The following is a 17315-nucleotide window of genomic DNA, read 5'->3' as shown; positions in this document are numbered from 1 at the left end:
TAGAGAAAGCTGGTCGACGCGCGAGGAAATAGCCGCGCGACAGATTCTAGGGCAAAGCGTAGGAAATTTGCGCCCACAGGGCGCGGCTATCAGCCAGCGGGTAGTCGTTCTCATAGGTATCCATGGGGGCTGGCAGAACAATGGACTCATTGAGCAAATTGGTCACGCCGGCGCGTAGTGTAAGTCCTTTGACACTAGGAGAAAACCAGCTCAGCGCAAGGGAGAGATCGTTGTAACCGCGCAGCGGTTCGGTGCGCGCGTCCAGGGGGTCGCGCGCCCGCTCGCCAACATAGCGCCAGCGCCCGGTGAAGGCCCAATTGCCGCGTGGATGGTAAAACAGGCTGAGATTGCCAAGCCATTTGGCCGCGCCGGGGATGGGACCATCGGTCTCCTTGTTCAAGGTATCGGCATAGCTCAAATTAGTCACCAGCCTAAAGGCGTGCCCAAATTCTTTTTCCCATTCTAGTTCAACACCTTGCAGACTCTCCTCGCCTCGATTGTCGATGCCATCGGGCGCGACCAAAATGACATCGAACAGCCTGGAGTGATAGAGGGTCAGGCGAGCGACCATGTCGGGTCCGCGAAAAATATAGCCAAGCTCCGTGGTTTGCGCCCTTTGCGGATCTTCCGGCCTTTCCTGCTCCTCGGGCGGTGGCGGCAGACGAATATGATACCGCTGCAGCAAGCTTGGCGGAAAAAACGCCCCGGCAACCTGTGCCTTGATCAAGTGTTGGTCATTGAGCCGCCACACACCGGCAAGCCGGGGCGAAAAACTGTCGCTGAGGTCAGTGTAATGATCATAGCGTGCGCCGAGTATCAGATCGAGTCGCGGATGAAGGGACCATTGATCCTGAATCGCTAGGCTGGCGATGGTGCGCCTGGCATCCGGCTCAAGTGGGGCAAATTCCGCCCCGTAGCGATACATCTCGGGCAACTGTTCGAAGGTCAGGATATCCGCGTTGTAGGCGCGCCAGGCATCATCGATCTTGTCCACGGCCAGGCTGAGCTCCAGGCGCCAACGATGATGCTCCCAGCCTGTCCATTCGAGAAAGGTCTCCGCCTGAGCGCGCATGGACGCGATATAGCGCTCGGCATTCAACCCATCCGGCAGCACCGGACTGCGCAAGGACACCGAGGCTCCGGGCGGCAGAATCCGCAAGTCCATGTGCGTCTCTCGCTGATGCCAATGCAAAATCACGGCGCCCGCGAGATCCGTGCCTGGCGCGAAATCGACCCGCCCCTGAATCAGCCATTCGTCGACATTGGAGCTATAATCGCTGGCAGAGAGATCAGGGAGCACGCCATCGATCCCAAAGAAGGGATTCTTGCGATTGGACTGGACCTGCGCGATCAGCGAGGCATCGCCAAACTCAACCTTGAGTTGCCCGAAGCGATAATACTCGCCACTATCGACCCGGCCCGGCGCCTTGGACACCGCGGCCAGCCCAATGCGATGCAAGGCGTCGCTTTCCACCCACTGGTTGGTCCCGCGACTGTCCCAACCGGCCAGATTCAGCCTGACCGAAAGATCTCGCTCGGGCGCATCGAAGCGATAAATGGCGCCAACTTCCCTGGTGTCATTGGCGCCGTAACGCAGATGGAGCCCCGGGCGCTTAGAGGTGACAATATTGATCAGACCAGCGAAGGCGAATTCCCCGTAAAGCGCGGATCCTGGACCGCGTATCACCTCAATACGCTCGACCTGGGTGATCGGTAGCTCGAAGAAGCTCGCACTGCCGGCACCACCGATATTTTGCGGAACCGAGTCGATCAGCACCTTGATTTCGGTGGTGCCATGATCGAGCCCACGAATGGATGCCGAAAACGTCCCCTTGGCGCGCCGACCCACATCCACGCCTGGCACCAGGGTCAGGGCTTCCGCCACGGTGCGCACGCCCAGGGCGAGCATCTCCTCGCGCCTAAGGATGGTCACAATACCAGGCACATAGTCGGCATTCAGGCGCGATTTGGTCGCGATCTCTGTCGCATCGGCGAGCACATCGAGGATCTCGGATTCCAATGATCCTGGCGCGGAACCCGCCTGCGACAGGCTGCTTGGATCCGCCGGCGTCGCCACATCGGCCAAGGCATTGCCAGGCATTCCCATTGCGACAGAAAAACACTGAAAAACAATAACAGAGGCAACGAACATCCCGGGCAATGAGCCCGAATGGCGCCCGCGAGCGCGCCGGTCACGCCTGGACATCCGCGCGGATATCATCGGCGACCGGCGAGCCAAGATGGCCTGTGGACCGAGGGAGGGATCAATAATGCAGGCACGCCGAAGTGCTAAAGAGCAGCTGATGAGGGAGACAACATCCATCAGTGATGGGAATCTAGCGAAGCCACCCAGACAGGTCAAGGTTCCAGCCATTTCAAAGTTCATTTTCCAGCGCCCGGTTGTTGGCCCGGTAATCAGTGGATGCGCCATCTTGGCGCGTCATGAAGCGGCTGGAAGCCGCTTCTAGACTAGATGAAACACCCGAATTTGGCATTTCTGTCAAGATCCAGGCACAGCGACACCCCGCCCACGGCGGCCGTCCTGTCGATCAGACACCGCGCCCCTGCCGCAATGATGACGAATATGTTAAAAGTCGGGGCAGGCGACCAAGCACCCTGCTAAGCTTGGTCTTTCATCGACTGAATCCACTCACTCGCCTAACCCCGGCATCCCCTCCTCCCGCACCAATGTCCCGCGAATTACTCATCATGCGCCACGCCAAGTCCGACTGGGACAGCTCGGCACGCCGCGATTTTGACCGCCCGCTAGCCAAGCGCGGCAAGCGCGACGCTCCCAGGGTCGGCGCCTGGCTGTATCGCGAGGGGCTGGTGCCGGATCTGATTCTCAGCTCCCCGGCCGAGCGCGCGCGCACCACTGTGCTGAAGGTTTGCAAGCGCCTGGATTGCAGTAAACAGGACATTCGCTGGGACGAGCGCATCTACGAGGCCGAGACCACCACCCTGCTCGAGTTGCTCGGCCAATGCCCGCCAGAATCTGGCACCGTGCTCCTGGTAGGCCACAATCCCGGACTCGAATCCCTGCTGCGCTATCTAACCGATAATGATTTCGACCCGCCGGCGGATGGCAAACTCCTACCGACCGCCGCCATCGCTCGGCTGGAGATGCCAAGCGACTGGTCGCGACTCGCGCGCGGCAGCGCCAATCTCATCTCCCTGACGCGTCCCAAGCACCTACCCGACTCGGACTGAGACCTCGCGCAGCGCGGCAAAGGCCGTCTCAAGTGATTGCGCCAGGCTTGCCGATGGCGGAGCGTCCGCCGCGGCATGCTCGATTACGTCGGCCACGGCGGCCAGTGCATCGGCGCCCAGATTGGCGGCCGCTCCCCGCAGGGCATGGGCTAGGCGCCTGGCCTCGCTGCTGTCGCCTCGGCCGAGGGCGGCGACCAGGGCCGCGATCTTGGGCGGCTGATCCTCCATGAAGAGGTCCAGCAGCATGCGCGCGTCTTCGGCATCGCCGCCTAGGCGCGCCAGCAGACTGTTCCAGTCCAGCACCGCCGGCGCCAAGCCCGCGGGTTCCGGCGCCAGTTCGGCCTGCACGCCAGAGACCTGGTTGATGCTGGGCAAGACAGCGGCCTGAGCAGGCTCGGCACCCGCGATCTCCACCCAGGGCGCCAGGGTGGCGGCCAGATCCTCGGGTTGCAGCGGCTTGACCAGATAGCCGTTCATGCCGGCGGCCAGGCAGCGGTCGCGATAGCCATGCATGGCATGGGCCGTCATGGCAATGATGGGCCTTGTCCTGTTGTGCTCGCCTGCCTCGCCACGGCGAATGCGCGCCGTTGCCTCAAAGCCGTCCATTTCCGGCATTTGCACGTCCATCAGCACCAGGGCGAAATCCTGCCGCTGCAGCGCGGCCAGCGCCGCGGCGCCATCGGCGACCACATCCACCCGAAAACCCATGCGCTTGAGCACCGCCACGGCAATCTGTTGATTGACCACATTGTCCTCGGCCAGCAGCAAAGGCTGATTGCCACCATCAAGCTCGGCCGCTTGCGAAGTGACCAGCTGGGTCTGGCGCCACTGGTGTTCGGGAATCGCCGCGAGCGCGGCGGTGAACCAGAAAGTCGAGCCCTCCCCCAGCCGACTGGCGACCCCGACCTCGCCGCCCATCAACTCGGTGAGTTGCTTGACAATCGCCAGTCCCAGACCGGTGCCACCAAAACGACGCGCGGTGGAGGCATCGACCTGGGTAAATTTGACGAACAGCTGATCGCGCTTGTCATCGGCGATACCGATCCCGGTATCCTCGACCGCGAAGCGCAGTTTGATTGGCCTTGGCGCCTGGTCCACCCTTGCCCCTGGACCGCCCCCTGGACTGGCTCCCGCGCTTGCAGGCTCAGTCGCGGGAGTCCCCGAGGGCACCGGCTCCCGCGATGACGCGGGCATCTCCACGGCGACTTCAAGAACAACCGAGCCATGCTCGGTGAATTTGATGGCATTGCCAAGCAGATTCAGCAAAATCTGCCGCAACCGCCCGGGATCACCGCGCACAAAGGCCGGTACCCCGTCCCGGATAGCCGCTTGCAGACGCAAGCCCTGGGTGCGGGCGCGCGGTTCGAGAATCGCCAGCGCCGCCTTGATCAAATCCGGCAGCCGAAAAGGCACCGACTCCAGCTCCAGCTTGCCGGCCTCGACCTTGGCGAAGTCGAGAAAATCATTCACTAACTCAAGAAGCGCGTCGCCGCAATCGCGGACCGTCTCGACCCGCGCGCGCTGCTCGGCATCGAGCGAGCTGTCGAGCAGCAAGCGGGTCATGCCAATGACGCCATTGAGGGGCGTGCGGATCTCATGGGTGACATTGGCCAGGAATTCACTCTTCGCCTGGTTGGCCTGCTCGGCCTCGGCGGCCAAGGCGGTGGCGCGCTCGGTGCTCTGCTGCAGGGCGGCGTAGGTGCGGGCATTGGCCAGCGCCAGCCCGCACAAACTGGTCAGGGCCAGGCCCAGACTGTAATAGCGGGACTGATACTGGGGAAAGGCGATGCCGCGCACCAACATCAGCCCCAGGGTGTCGCCGCCATGACCAATACGCAGCGCGAAACCGCTGGCGTCGCTCAACGGCCGCCCGCTCTGCTCGGGATGCTCGAGCAAGGCCTGCAAATCCGCGCGATCCGCACCCTTGCCGCCGATGCCATGCAGCCGGCTCACGCGCCCATCGCGCACCTCGGCGTAACCCGGCTGATGACAGCCAAACAGCATGGAGAAGAGTTCCTGAATACGGCTGATGGTGGTGGCCTCGTCACTGATGTCGGTCAGGCGCATCAGCAAATCGAAGGCCATCGCATGATCGGCCACATTGCGATTAGCCGCTCTAAGTTCCCCCTCCAGCTGCTGCTGGCGCACACGAGCACGCCAGGCGTCGATCCGCTGTTGGAGCAACAGACGCAGATAGTCACGACCAACAAAGCATCGCCGCGCTGGCACGCCGACATAGGCACTGAGCCGCCGCAGTTCCGCCGCCACCGTGGCGTCCTCGCTCGTTTCCAACCACACCAGGGATCGCGCCGACTCCTGAAAAAACGCGCGCGCGCCCGGCTGATCGAAGCCCCAGGTGGCCAGATGCTCGCGCCAGTGTCTGATCCAGCCGGCGGTCAACAGCCAGCCACCCGCGGCAATTTCCCGCTGGCGTTGTTCCGGGCCCAGCAGCATGTCGGTGCAATGTTGCAGCAAGGGTGGTTCGCACTGGCCGGCGCCGCCGATGGAAGGCGCCTTGGCCACGCCCGGCTCATGGGAGCCCAGAATCAAGGTCTCGCTACAAGCCAGGTCCGCGGGCTCCGCCGGGTCAGGTGGCTCACCTGCCCGCGATGCAAGCTGACAACGCCCGCCACGGCTGAGACAGCTGGCCGGCCGCGCCTCCAGATGAACATCCTCGCCAAGCCCCGCGGCCAGCACGGCCTTGACATCGGCCCAGTAATAGGCACAGACACAAATACACAGCCGTGGTTTGGACGTGACGGTCAGCGCTTCTCCTCCAGCCGGTACTGGGCTTGGACCCACCGAGATCGCGCCCTGTCCAATGTGCGTCATGCCGAGGACTCACGCTCGATCCAATCAAGCGGATAAGTTCCCCAGCGCGCGACCGCGTCGGCAATGGCAAGCAGGGTCTCCTCGGGCACCTGGAAGGGAATTTCGCCATGGTTGTCGGACAGGATGAAGCCCCCGCCCGGCCCGGCGGCGGCAATGGCCTGCTTCACCGCCTGCTCGGCGGCGGCCGCGTCCCAGCCGCGCATGGCGATGCCGTTCAGGTTGCCAAGCAGCGTGAGCCGCCCAGCCGCGGCGCGTTTGAGATCGCCCAGATCCTCATCGGCACTGACGCCGATCACCGCCGGGCCCGTTTCCGGCAGCTCGTCGATAATGCGCAGACAGCGCCCGGAGGCGAAATGGGTCGCCACCGGGCCCTGAATCCGCGCGATGGTGCGCGCGGCAACCGGCTTGCCCAAGCGGCGAAAGTCCTCGGGCCGCGAGATGGTCGGGGAGGAGATGGGATCGAAATAGCAAATGGCGGTGGCCCCGGCCTTCAGCTGCGCATTGGCCCAGTCGACACAGAAGGCCTCGTTCAGGCGCATCAGGTGATCGAACAACTCCGGGCGTTCCAGCAACAGCAACAGATAGCGCTCGAACCCGAGCTGCATCACCGGCAGCGAAAAGGGCGACATCACCACGCCAATGATGGGCGTGTCACCATCGCGCGCGCGCAGCCCGGCGATGGTATCGAGCACCCGCTTCAGGTCCGGCGAGTCCGCCACCCGCGGCGGTCGCAGGCGACGAATCTCCTCGCAATCGCGCACCAGCGGAGCGCCGCAGTTGGCCGGGCCGTCCTCGCTGTAAATCACCTCCGCGCCCCAGGCCTTGGTCTCGATCGCGGCGTAGAAGAAGGCGTAGTAGCAGTCGTTGCGGTACTTTGCGCGCATGCGCCACTGGCCTTCAATCACATGGCGCGGGTCGGCAAAGTAATCATGAATCGACAGGCCAAGCTCGCGCGCGCCATGCATGGTCAGCAACAGAAACAGCGGCACCCGATCCGGCTCCGCCTGGCCGATGGTGGTTAGCACCCGTTGCAGGGAATTCATGGGGCGCTCCCGGACGCCTTCTTGGGCGCGCTCATGTCAGGGCCTCCTCGGCGGCGCGCACCAGAGCCAGCGCATCGGCCGCCGTGGCACCGGCGGCATCGGCGCCGACCTCCAGGTACAGCTTGGGATCGAAGCGAAAAGGCGCGCCCCCGACCAAAATGCGCGTGCGCTGCCCGGCGGCATCCAGGGCCGCGCGCAGATCCTTCACCCGCAAGGCCGAGGGCAGCATCAGCACCGACAGCAGCAGCACCTGTACATCATCTCGCACCACATGTCCGGCCAGGGTGGCGGCGTCGGCGGTACCATAGTCGCGCACCCGGTAACCGCTCGCGCGCAGCACGGCGCACACCATGCGCTTGCCAAGCAGATGATAATCATCCAGGGTGGAAATACCAATGCGCAGCGGCCGATCCCCGGTCGCGCCCTCGGCTCCCCAGCCGTCCCCGCTCCCGTTCCCGTTTCCGTTCCCGTCCTCGACAAAGCGCAGCCGCGGCAGCCCGGTGATCAACTCCTCGCATAGGCGCCCACTCATGTAGACCTGCGACAATGAGACCTCGCCCTGCTCCCACTGCTCGCCAATAAACTCCAGCGCCGGCACCACCAGATCATCGATGGGCGCCAGCGTATCCGCCGCAACGACGCCAGCGACCATGTCCTCGAGCGTCAGGCGGTCGATGGCAAGCAGCGCCGCCACAAAGGCCCTGACGGGCTCGGTCATTTGATTGGTGTCATGCATGCTGTACCAAACAATGGTGGTCCACTTCGCGGGAGGCGCTCAGCTTGCGGCGCGAGACTTGGCTCGGGCAGACAGACCCAGGCGATCTCGCGCCGGCCAAAGTTCTCGCGGAAAATGTCATCCTGGGGTTGATGGGTCGGCTCCATGACTCACAGTCTAGCTGATTACCTGTTGCCGATGGGGATCCTAGGTAATGAGTGGCTCGCGCTGATAAAGCACAGAGCGCCCGCCCGATGATGGGCGCTAAACATCGGAAGAACTCGACTCTGAACCTGATGCATGATGTTGCTGTCACGGAATTCCTCGGAAATTGTCCGTGGCGCCCAAATGTCCGCTGTCAGTCCGACTGATCGTCACGCGGGGTCACCACCATGTCCTACTACAGCCATCATCTCTTTTTCTGTACCAACCAGCGCGAGGAAGGCTGCCAGTGTTGCAATGCGCGCGGGGCCAGCGAGGCGCGCGCCTACGCCAAAAAGCGCGGTAAGGAACTTGGACTTGCCATTCCCGGCGGTGTGCGTGTCAATGCCGCCGGTTGCCTCAATCGCTGCGCCGAGGGGCCGGTCGCCGTGGTCTATCCGCAAGGGGTCTGGTACAGCTATCGCATCGCGGTAGCGCGTTTTCAGCCCGTCGCGCCAGCACAGAATGGCGCTCATGACCTCATGCATGCCCTCGAGCGCGCTGCGCCCCAGGGCAGGGTCGCTGGCATGGCCACTGTGGCCGCGCAGTCGGATGGCCTCGCCCATCACGCCCTTGTGGGCGCGCACGGGTCGCAGGCCGCAACTGAAGTTTTGGCAAGGGTCCACCGGTCGATTGTGCGCGGCACCGGGCGGCAAGACGGCGCAAATGGCGCTGGCGCTGGGCAATGGCGGGACTGTGCTGGCCAATGATTTCGCGCGCGAGCGCATCGCGGCGCTGCAGGGCAATTTGGATCGACTGGGTCTGGTGAATGTCAGTACCACCTGGGGCGATGGGGGCAATATTCCGACCGCCGTCGGCTTTGATCGGGTGCTGGTGGATGCGCCCTGTTCCAGCGAGGACAGGTGATGGAGCTGGATCGCGAGCAGCGCAATGCCTATCTCAGCCGCCGTGCTCTGACGCCTCGCCCCGCTCAGTGTGCGTCGTGCCGGCCCGGCCAGGTGATTGTCCGCTACCAGGGCTATAGTCTGGGCGTGGCGTTGTTCACCCGCTCCGGCACGCTGGAGAGCCTCTTTCCCAGTCGCTGGAGCGGTTGTGTCGGGCGATAATGGTTTTGCCTAGGAAGCCGCGCGCTTGTTGATTGTGCGATTTGCTTTGGCGCCAATCACAAGCGGCAGGCGCGTTAGATGCCTGTCGATGGCCGCGACAACGTCCTGGTGCATGGGCAGGTTCTTTTTTTCCCGCGGCCACAGGTCCAAGAATGTCGCTAGTGTTTCGCGCGCTGTGTCGATCACTAGCTTGCGCGGTAGTCCTGCTTTGGTGGCAAGATGCAGGAGTTCGTCTTCGGTGAAGGTCTCAAATCCCCTGGTGCGACTAAATGTCAGCGCGGCTTGGTCCTGGGGAATGTAGGCGATGGTTGATACAAAATCATAGGCTGGCGAAAGTCGCGCGTGGCGGGTGTCGGGGTACATTAGGGACCAATTTTTCAAGTGCATGTCGCCATTGCCAATGAGTGTGTTAAAGGTCAGTCGCCGAATGAACTCCGCGATATCTTGTGTGCCGGATTCGGCTGCGATGACTGCGGCGATGTTGCGAAAGCTTGCCCGCTGGTATTTGTCTTCCGCATAAACATCAAATACTTGGGCAAAATCTTCGATGTGAACGGAGCCTGTTTCGGTGCGGTCAAAACGCTTGATGACAAAGGCCGTATCGCCAAAATGACCGATGCCCTCGGGCAGATTTTGGATGGATGCGATAGGGACTAGCGCGATGTCGGGTACCAAAATCCCGATTTGCCGTGCCAGTGTCATCATCGAAAATTCGTTTTCAGGAATACCGCGATACTCGCGCGATGGCAATTTCAGGATCCAGTCGCCGCCAACACCGCTGGCCGGGATGGTTAATCCGCCTTTCGCATCGGCCGCGGCGGAGAATTTTAACTGCACACCCGCCAGAGAAAAACGCAATGCGCCGGCGTGGGGTTTTTCCGCGCTTTCCTGGCCGGGGCTTTCCAATCCGGGTTCTGTCGCCCAAGCTTCGGGATCGGCTGGTTCAACGGTGACCGCACCGGGTAGGTCGCGTCCCAGTATCCTCAGAAGAAAGTATTCTCGCTCTGGGTGAATGTGCGCCCTGTGTGCAAGGTATTTGCGCAGATGTCCTTCGGGCAGTAAGTTCGAGAAAAAGGGCATGAGCTTGATTTTGTAGGGCCGAAAATCGGTCATCAGCTCGCCCATGGTGTCTTTGAATCTCAGGCTCAGCGTCGGTCTTTCCGGGTCCTGGATGTAGTCGTCGGTCAAGGCGAAAATTGTCCGTTCGGCGCCAAGATGGGTCAAGGTGCCGATCAGGCGCTCATGGAGTCGCACATTCAGGGTGGATGGGCCAGTCATTGTCGCGCCAGTCATTGCGAGCCAGTCATTGCGAGCCAGTCATTGTGAGTGAGCCAGTCATTGTGAGTCAGTCATCGTCGAGGGAGTAGGCCGGTTTTGGCTCGGTGTCGATTGTGTGGTGGCTGGTCTGGCGCATGATCGAGCGGACCGCCGGCAGCGCCTTGTGTGGTACCAGGGTGACGTTCAGGCCGAGTGCGTTGGCGAGCGCGACGAGACTGGAAATCCGCAAATCGACCACGCCTGCCTCGATGCGCGAAATCTGTGGCTGTGGTACGCCAGCAAGCGCGCTCAGGTCGCGCTGACTCAGTCCTTTTGCTTCGCGTGCGGCGCGCAGGCTGGTTGCGAGAGGCTCTGCCTGGTGGATAGCGTGAGACATTTTGGTATATCAAATTCGGTGTTTGATGCGTTAATGTATATCGCCGTGCCAGCTTGGCGCAAGCTTGTGGGCGAAAGCCTTGGCGGCAAGTCTTGGGGCAAGCTGGGCGGCGGTGTGGTGTGGTGCGCTTGGTTAGCCTTGTGTGGCGCGTTCCGGGCTCCGGGCCGGGTGAGGGTCGCGGGGGACGCCGTGAATACATCCCTGTAGGCTTCCCGGCGGCATCCATGCCGCCGAGACCCCCGCGACCCTCACCCGGCCCGGAGCCTCGAGTCCAGTTGGTAGGTCAACGCGGCCCAGAGCCTTGAGTCCAGTTGGTACGTCAACGCGGCCCGGAGCCTTGAATCCAGTTGGTAGGTCACCCCGGCAGCGCCTCTGGGGCCTCTGGCTCCCACGCTCCAGCGTCCGGTCGTCTATTGGCGCGCGCCGGGCTGGAACTGGCGCGGCGGTTCCCCCAAACTTGGCCGATGCCCGACAGTTGTTTCCGATCAACGCGAGATCAAAGCCATGTCCTACTATAGCCATCATCTCTTTTTCTGTACCAACCAGCGCGAGGAAGGCTGCCAGTGTTGCAATGCGCGCGGGGCCAGCGAGGCGCGCGCCTACGCCAAAAAGCGCGGTAAGGAACTTGGACTTGCCATTCCCGGCGGTGTGCGTGTCAATGCCGCCGGTTGCCTCAATCGCTGCGCCGAGGGGCCGGTCGCCGTGGTCTATCCGCAAGGGGTCTGGTACAGCTATCGCAGCCATGAGGATATCGAGGAGATTCTGCAAGCGCATCTTATTGGCGGGGAGCCGGTCGAGCGATTGCGTTTGTCTGACACGCCACATCAGCGATAAAACGCCTTGGCTGCCACCGGCGCTTTGCTTTTCCTGATTTTTTTGCCCGATTTTCCGCGCTGGGGCCTTGCGCGGCGGATGGGCTGTGGCTATACTTCGCGGTCTTTCGCCGATTGAACCGCCAGTCGGCCATGCTAAATTTTATAGGGTTAGCCAGGGCGCCTCGGCCATCATTTGGTCTCACATCCGCCAGGCTGCCTTGCCTATTTGTGGTTTGGAGCCAACAACAATGACAACTGTAAGCGCAAAGCCGGCTGAAGTGCGCCGTGTCTGGCATCTGGTGGATGCCGAGGGCAAGACGCTGGGCCGTCTCGCCACCGAACTGGCGCGGCGCCTGCGCGGTAAGCATAAGCCTTGTTACACCCCGCATGTCGACACCGGCGACTACCTGGTGGTGGTCAATGCCGAGAAAATCCGTGTCACTGGCAATAAGCTCGAGAACAAGATGTACTACCGCCACACTGGGTACATCGGCAATCTGCGCTCCTCCAACTTGGCTGACATGCTCGCGCGTCATCCGGAGCGGGTGCTCGAGGCTGCCGTCAAGGGCATGATGCCGCACAACCCGCTGGGGCGAGCCATGCTCAAAAAGCTCAAGATTTACGCGGGGGCGGAGCACCGCCACGCGGCCCAGCAGCCGCAACCGCTGGACATTTAAACCGCCCAAACCGCCTGAAGGATCTTTAATCAATGACGCAGATGCACTATGCCACCGGGCGCCGCAAAAGCGCGGCTGCGCGGGTATTCCTGACCCTTGGCTCGGGCAAGATCGAGGTCAACGGCAAACCGCTCGATAAGTTCTTTGGCCGCGAGACCGCGCGTATGGTCGTGCGCCAACCACTGGAGACGCTCTCCATGCTCGACCGGATAGACATGCGCATCACGGTCAGCGGCGGCGGCACCACGGGGCAGGCCGGCGCCATTCGCCACGGTATCGCCCGCGCCCTGGTTGACTATAACGACGCCTACCGCGCGCCGCTGCGCCAAGCCGGCTTCCTCACTCGCGACGCGCGCGAGGTCGAGCGCAAGAAGATTGGTCTGCACAAGGCCAGAAAGCGCCCGCAGTTCTCCAAGCGTTAAGTCAAACGCCCAGGCTCCAAACGCCCAGGCTCCAAACGCCCAGGCTCCAAACGCCAGGAGTAGCGCTAGGATTTGCGTTCAAATTTGGGGGATCGTCTAGCGGCAGGACCACGGACTCTGACTCCGTTAACCTAGGTTCGAATCCTAGTCCCCCAGCCACATTACTCTGTCTTCTGTTTTCTCCACATTCTCTAGCATTTCTACCAAAGAGTCTCCAGTCCCCAGGCACCACTCCTGAGAGCTGCAATAGAGCATCAATTCCAAGTTTAGGTGTTTCATCTGGTGTAGATAACCAGGCGCTGGAAAACAAAATTTAAAATTGCTGACCTAAGCTAAGAGAGCATCCCCGCCAAAACCCGCCGCGCGCGGGTTTTTTGTTTTCTCCATCTCCTCAAGCCGCGGCAACCAGGTCGACACTGTGGCAATTCCGCCTATTTGTTGCGTGGCACCAGGTCTGTCTGACCAGGGGCGCCCTGAAAAACCTCGGCAACTTCTTAGCTTTGGCATTTAAATACCTGAGATGGAAAAAATTCACGCGACATCTCGGCGCTTGTTGCCTATATGATACAGACAGAAAAACTTGTCTCTTTTTTCAAAAAAAGTGTTGCGCACTGTTGTGTCATGGTCTAATATTCAGCTTGCAGCACAGCACTGCAAAATCTTTCCCCAAACTCTTTCATCCCCACCACAGCGGAGAACACGATGAAAAAGAAAATCATTGGTCTAGCAGTAGCCGCCGCCATGGCCGCTCCTGCCGCCGCGATGGCAGAGGCCATCCTGTACGGTAAGCTGCATGTCTCGATTGACTATGCCGACGTGAAAAACGCCTATCAAACACCTGTATTCGCACCCAATGGCAATAGAGTAAGAGGCGGAACCGATTTCTCTGGTTGGGGTATCAACGGCAAGGGCGACTACATTCCTGGTGTGAGCCGTGCCAACCGGGTTGGTGTCAAGGGTTCCGAAGATCTCGGCAACGGTCTAAAAGCGATTTACCAAGTCGAACTTGGTGTGAGCTTGGCCGATACGAACGATAATGTCACCAGCGGTTCAGATAGTATCAGCATGCGTAATAGCTTCGTTGGTTTGGCTGGAAGCTTTGGTACCGTGTTGGTCGGTCGTCATGACACACCGATGAAAATCTCTACTGGCAAGTTGGATATGTTCTCCGACACCATGGCGGACTACAACGGTACTGTGGGCTTTGATGACGTTCGCGCGGACAACACCATCGCCTACATCTCGCCAAGCTTCTCCGGCTTCCAGTTCATGGGCGCACTCGTTGCTCCCGGTGGCTCGACTGCACTCGGCAATAACAATGTTAATTCCGACGAGTTGAACGGTGCTTGGTCGTTAGCTGGTATCTACAGCAACGGTCCTTTCTACGCATCAGTTGCCTACGAAACCGCTGGCAATGAGATGTTCATGAACTCGGCTGACAGTGAAGCTGGCGTGACGCTGGCGCCTCCAGCGACCAATTGCACCTTGCCGACCGGCGCCTTGGGCCCAGGAAGCACCTGTAGCTATGTTAGCGATGACTTCGATAAGTGGCGTATCGGCCTCGGGCTCCTTGATTGGAATGGCTTTACATTAACAGCTGTCTATGAGAACCAGGATCACAATCCTGCCGGCCAGACTTACTCAGCCACAGTTAGAAATCCAGGCGGAGCCTTTGTGGCCGTGCCGGATGGCATTGAAAGCCAAGAGTTGTGGCAGATTCAAGCTGGCTACGCCTTTGGTAACAACCAAGTCAAGGCAATGTATGGCCAAGCCGACCGTGACTACAAGCTTAGCACCGCCAACTACCCCGGTGCTGCCAATACGAACAACCGCAATCAGATTAGCGCTTGGGACGGAGAGCGTACCGTTTGGGCCATCGCCTTTGACCACAACTTCAGCAAGCGGACCAAGGCGTACATTCTGTACACCAACGTCGATGATGATTACGAAGACTATGTTACTATGACGGGTACGCCCAACATTAGCAATGGCGTAACCTCCTCTTGGGATGGCTTCTCCCTCGGCATGATCCACAAGTTCTGAGGAACTGGATCCAATACCGATCAAGACGATCCTTCGGGATCGTCTAAAGTTGAAAAAAGCGGCCTTCCGGCCGCTTTTTTTTCTCTTGCTTGTTCAGTGAGCGACAATGACACACTGTCAATATCCACGAAGCTTTGAGTCGCGGCCTAAAATCCGTCCGTCGACATGAAAAGCCCCACCCGCAAATCCTTGGCGGTGTAGATCTCGCGGCCATCCACGTCCATGATGCCATCGGCGATGCCAAGCACCAGTTTGCGGCTGATGACGCGCTTCATGCTGACCCTGTAGGTGACCTTGTTGGCCTTGGGGAGTACTTGCCCGCTGAATTTCACCTCCCCCACACCCAGGGCGCGACCATGGCCGGGGTTGCCGATCCAGGCAAGATAAAAGCCGACGATCTGCCAGAAGGCGTCCAGTCCCAGGCAGCCGGGCATGACTGGATCGCCGGGAAAGTGACAGCCAAAGAACCAGAGATCGGGCGTGATGTCGAGTTCGGCGATGATCTCGCCCTTGCCGTGGGGCCCACCGTCGTCGCTCATGTGGATAATGCGGTCCATCATCAGCATGTTGGGCACCGGGAGCTGTGCATTGCCTGGTCCGAACATCTCGCCATGGCCGCAGGCGAGCAGTTGCTCGCGGGTGAAGGATTCAATTCTGCTCATTGAGTATCTTTGTCCAAATGGGTGGGAGCCCGCCGCCTGTTGGTGCGGGCGAGGGAGTGGAATGTGTCGCCGGCCTGACCTTGGACTTGCCGGGTGTCTTCAGTTGGAATTGGCGGCAAGTTGCCGCAGAAGAAAGGGGATGGCTTGGTCCAGGTCGATCAGTTGCATGTCCTGATCGCGCCGGCCTTTGTATTCCAGTTTGCCGTTATCCAGATGCTTGTCGCCGATGACCAGCCGATGGGGGATGCCGATAAGTTCCATGTCGGCGAACATGACCCCGGGGCGGGCGTCGCGATCATCGTAGAGCACCTCGATGCCGGCGTTCTCAAGGTCTTGATGCAGCCGTTCGGCCGCCTCGCGCACCCGGTAGGATTTGCCGAGCTTCATCGGCAGCAGGGCGACGCTGAAGGGCGCGATGGGTTCGGGCCAGCGGATGCCGCGTTCGTCATGGTGCTGCTCAATGGCGGCGGCCACCACGCGCGACACACCGATGCCGTAGCAGCCCATGGTGGGGGTAATGGCCTTGCCGGCGTCATCCAGCACCACGGCTTTCATTGCCTGGCTGTATTTGGTACCAAGCTGGAAAATATGCCCCACCTCGATGCCCCGCGCGATGGTGAGCTGGCCCTGGCCGTCGGGGCTTGGGTCGCCTTCCTCCACGTTGCGCAGGTCGGCCACCGGCGGCAGCGGCAGGTCGCGGCCCCAGTTGAGCCCGAACCAGTGTTTGCCGTCCTGGTTGGCGCCGGCGCTAAAGTCCGCCGCCACCGCCACGGCGCGATCCACCACGCAGGGGATGGGTAGGTCTTTCGGTCCCAGGGAGCCGGGACCGGCGCCAATGGCGGCGCGAATTTCCTCCTCGGTGGCCATGCGCAGTGGGCTGGCCACCTGGGGCAGCTTCTCGGCCTTGACGCTGTTTAATCCATGGTCGCCACGCACCAGCAGGGCAATCAGGCCCGCTTTGGGCATCGCGCTGTTCTCGCCGTCATTGTTGCCCTTGCTGTCCCTGGTGTCCTTCTTGTCCTGAGTGCCCTTGGCCTCCAGTCCATCCTCCGCCGCGGCAACAATCAAGGTTTTGACGGTGCGCTCAATCGGCTGGCCGAATTGCTCGACCAACTCGGCGATGGTTTTGGCCTCGGGAGTATCGACCAGGCGCGCCTCTTGGGTTGGCGCGGGTGCGGCGGCGGCTGGCGCGACTGCCTCGGCCAGCTCGACATTGGCGGCATAGTCGCTGCCGGTGGAGAAGGCGATGGCATCCTCGCCGCTGCTGGCCAGCACATGAAATTCATGCGAGGCATTGCCGCCGATGCTGCCGGTGTCGGCCTGCACGGCGCGAAAGTCCAGCCCGCAGCGGCGGAAAATGCGGCTGTAGGTCTGGTACATGATCTCGTAAGTCTCGGCCAGGGAGGCGCTGTCGAGATGAAAGGAATAGGCGTCTTTCATCAGGAACTCGCGCGCGCGCATCACGCCGAAGCGGGGGCGGATTTCATCGCGGAATTTGGTTTGAATCTGGTAGTAATTCACCGGCAGCTGCTTGTAGCTGCGCAGCTCGTTGCGCGCCAGTTCGGTGATGATTTCCTCGTGCGTGGGGCCAAAGCAAAACTCGCGCTGGTGGCGGTCGCGGATGCGCAGCAGTTCAGGGCCATATTTTTCCCAGCGTCCGGATTCCTGCCACAGCTCGGCCGGTTGCACCGCTGGCATGGAGACCTCGAGCGCGCCGGCGCGGTTCATTTCCTCGCGCACAATGGCCTCGACCTTGCGCAGCACGCGCAGGCCGAGCGGCAGCCAGGTGTAGAGTCCGGCGGCGAGTTTGCGGATCATGCCGGCGCGCAGCATCAGCTGGTGGCTGGCAATCTCGGCATCCGCCGGGGTTTCTTTCAGGGTATTGAGGGGGAACTGAGACAGGCGCATCGTTCAAACCGATCAGGTAAAACCCTGAAGTGTAGCGAGGCCGCTCAGAAGGTGCCACCATTGAAG

15 protein-coding genes, 1 tRNA gene and 2 pseudogenes are annotated in these 17315 nt (G+C 61.2%); 9 read left to right on the top strand and 9 right to left on the bottom strand.

Annotated elements, in window-relative coordinates:
* Positions 1-46: 46 nt before the first annotated feature.
* On the bottom strand, positions 47-2101 hold the full coding sequence (locus Thiowin_RS01795) for a TonB-dependent receptor plug domain-containing protein (protein ID WP_328986043.1): 2055 nt from the start codon (positions 2099-2101) through the stop codon (positions 47-49).
* A gap of 587 nt (positions 2102-2688) precedes the next feature.
* Between Thiowin_RS01795 and Thiowin_RS01790 the strand changes: the two genes are divergently transcribed.
* The gene (locus Thiowin_RS01790) at positions 2689-3210 is read left to right on the top strand and encodes a SixA phosphatase family protein (protein WP_328986042.1); all 522 of its coding nucleotides are present in this window, start codon (positions 2689-2691) and stop codon (positions 3208-3210) included.
* Here Thiowin_RS01790 and Thiowin_RS01785 read toward each other — a convergent pair.
* From Thiowin_RS01785 to Thiowin_RS01775, 3 genes are read right to left on the bottom strand one after another with little or no spacing between them, the layout of a single operon-like run.
* Positions 3193-6042 carry a hybrid sensor histidine kinase/response regulator gene (locus Thiowin_RS01785; protein ID WP_328986041.1) on the bottom strand — a complete coding sequence of 950 codons (2850 nt, stop codon included), beginning with the start codon at positions 6040-6042 and terminating at the stop codon, positions 3193-3195. The two genes, Thiowin_RS01790 and Thiowin_RS01785, sit on opposite strands and share 18 nt — an antisense overlap.
* Complete coding sequence (locus Thiowin_RS01780) at positions 6039-7085, bottom strand: uroporphyrinogen decarboxylase family protein (RefSeq protein ID WP_328986040.1); 1047 nt, start codon at positions 7083-7085, stop codon at positions 6039-6041. The genes Thiowin_RS01785 and Thiowin_RS01780 overlap by 4 nt, the downstream gene beginning before the upstream one ends.
* Before the next feature lie 31 nt (positions 7086-7116).
* Positions 7117-7803, bottom strand: coding sequence for a cobalamin B12-binding domain-containing protein (locus Thiowin_RS01775; RefSeq protein ID WP_328986039.1), 687 nt, complete (start codon positions 7801-7803; stop codon positions 7117-7119).
* Between the two features lie 389 nt (positions 7804-8192).
* Here Thiowin_RS01775 and Thiowin_RS01770 point away from each other — a divergent pair.
* Positions 8193-8423, top strand: a pseudogene (locus tag Thiowin_RS01770) ((2Fe-2S) ferredoxin domain-containing protein); the annotation flags it as partial.
* Positions 8424-8519: 96 nt separating this feature from the next.
* Here Thiowin_RS01770 and Thiowin_RS25140 read toward each other — a convergent pair.
* Positions 8520-8567 (bottom strand): annotated as a pseudogene (locus Thiowin_RS25140) (hypothetical protein); the annotation flags it as partial.
* A 100-nt stretch (positions 8568-8667) separates the two neighbouring features.
* Here Thiowin_RS25140 and Thiowin_RS01760 point away from each other — a divergent pair.
* Together Thiowin_RS01760 and Thiowin_RS01755 are read left to right on the top strand one after the other, a co-directional pair.
* The gene (locus Thiowin_RS01760) at positions 8668-8868 is read left to right on the top strand and encodes a hypothetical protein (RefSeq protein ID WP_328986038.1); all 201 of its coding nucleotides are present in this window, start codon (positions 8668-8670) and stop codon (positions 8866-8868) included.
* Positions 8868-9068 (top strand): hypothetical protein, encoded by a 201-nt coding sequence (locus Thiowin_RS01755; RefSeq protein ID WP_328986037.1) that lies wholly within the window; start codon positions 8868-8870, stop codon positions 9066-9068. Before Thiowin_RS01760 ends, Thiowin_RS01755 begins: the two co-directional genes overlap by 1 nt.
* A gap of 9 nt (positions 9069-9077) precedes the next feature.
* On the opposite strand, the gene Thiowin_RS01750 is transcribed toward Thiowin_RS01755, so the two are convergent.
* Positions 9078-10346 carry a type II toxin-antitoxin system HipA family toxin gene (locus tag Thiowin_RS01750; protein WP_328986036.1) on the bottom strand — a complete coding sequence of 423 codons (1269 nt, stop codon included), beginning with the start codon at positions 10344-10346 and terminating at the stop codon, positions 9078-9080.
* Between the two features lie 67 nt (positions 10347-10413).
* Positions 10414-10722 (bottom strand): helix-turn-helix domain-containing protein, encoded by a 309-nt coding sequence (locus tag Thiowin_RS01745; RefSeq protein ID WP_328986035.1) that lies wholly within the window; start codon positions 10720-10722, stop codon positions 10414-10416.
* 504 nt (positions 10723-11226) lie between these two features.
* Here Thiowin_RS01745 and Thiowin_RS01740 point away from each other — a divergent pair.
* From Thiowin_RS01740 to Thiowin_RS01720, 5 genes are all read left to right on the top strand, one after another.
* Positions 11227-11556: a (2Fe-2S) ferredoxin domain-containing protein gene (locus tag Thiowin_RS01740; RefSeq protein WP_328986034.1), complete on the top strand. Its 330-nt coding sequence runs from the start codon at positions 11227-11229 to the stop codon at positions 11554-11556.
* A 229-nt stretch (positions 11557-11785) separates the two neighbouring features.
* A complete protein-coding gene (gene rplM / locus Thiowin_RS01735) occupies positions 11786-12214 on the top strand; it encodes a 50S ribosomal protein L13 (RefSeq protein ID WP_328986033.1) in 429 nt (142 codons plus the stop codon).
* Between the two features lie 32 nt (positions 12215-12246).
* Positions 12247-12636, top strand: coding sequence for a 30S ribosomal protein S9 (gene rpsI / locus Thiowin_RS01730; protein WP_328986032.1), 390 nt, complete (start codon positions 12247-12249; stop codon positions 12634-12636).
* An 85-nt stretch (positions 12637-12721) separates the two neighbouring features.
* A tRNA-Gln gene (locus tag Thiowin_RS01725) sits at positions 12722-12795 on the top strand.
* A gap of 543 nt (positions 12796-13338) precedes the next feature.
* Positions 13339-14679: a porin gene (locus tag Thiowin_RS01720; RefSeq protein WP_328986031.1), complete on the top strand. Its 1341-nt coding sequence runs from the start codon at positions 13339-13341 to the stop codon at positions 14677-14679.
* 146 nt (positions 14680-14825) lie between these two features.
* On the opposite strand, the gene fabA is transcribed toward Thiowin_RS01720, so the two are convergent.
* Positions 14826-15341: a 3-hydroxyacyl-[acyl-carrier-protein] dehydratase FabA gene (gene fabA, locus Thiowin_RS01715; protein WP_328986030.1), complete on the bottom strand. Its 516-nt coding sequence runs from the start codon at positions 15339-15341 to the stop codon at positions 14826-14828.
* A gap of 99 nt (positions 15342-15440) precedes the next feature.
* Positions 15441-17249, bottom strand: coding sequence for a proline--tRNA ligase (locus Thiowin_RS01710; RefSeq protein WP_328986029.1), 1809 nt, complete (start codon positions 17247-17249; stop codon positions 15441-15443).
* Positions 17250-17315: the final 66 nt, after the last annotated feature.

Origin of the sequence: Thiorhodovibrio winogradskyi (genome assembly GCF_036208045.1) — a bacterium.
GTDB lineage: Bacteria > Pseudomonadota > Gammaproteobacteria > Chromatiales > Chromatiaceae > Thiorhodovibrio > Thiorhodovibrio winogradskyi.
Note: the sequence above shows the minus strand (reverse complement) of the source record. Positions and strands in the feature narration are given on the sequence as shown.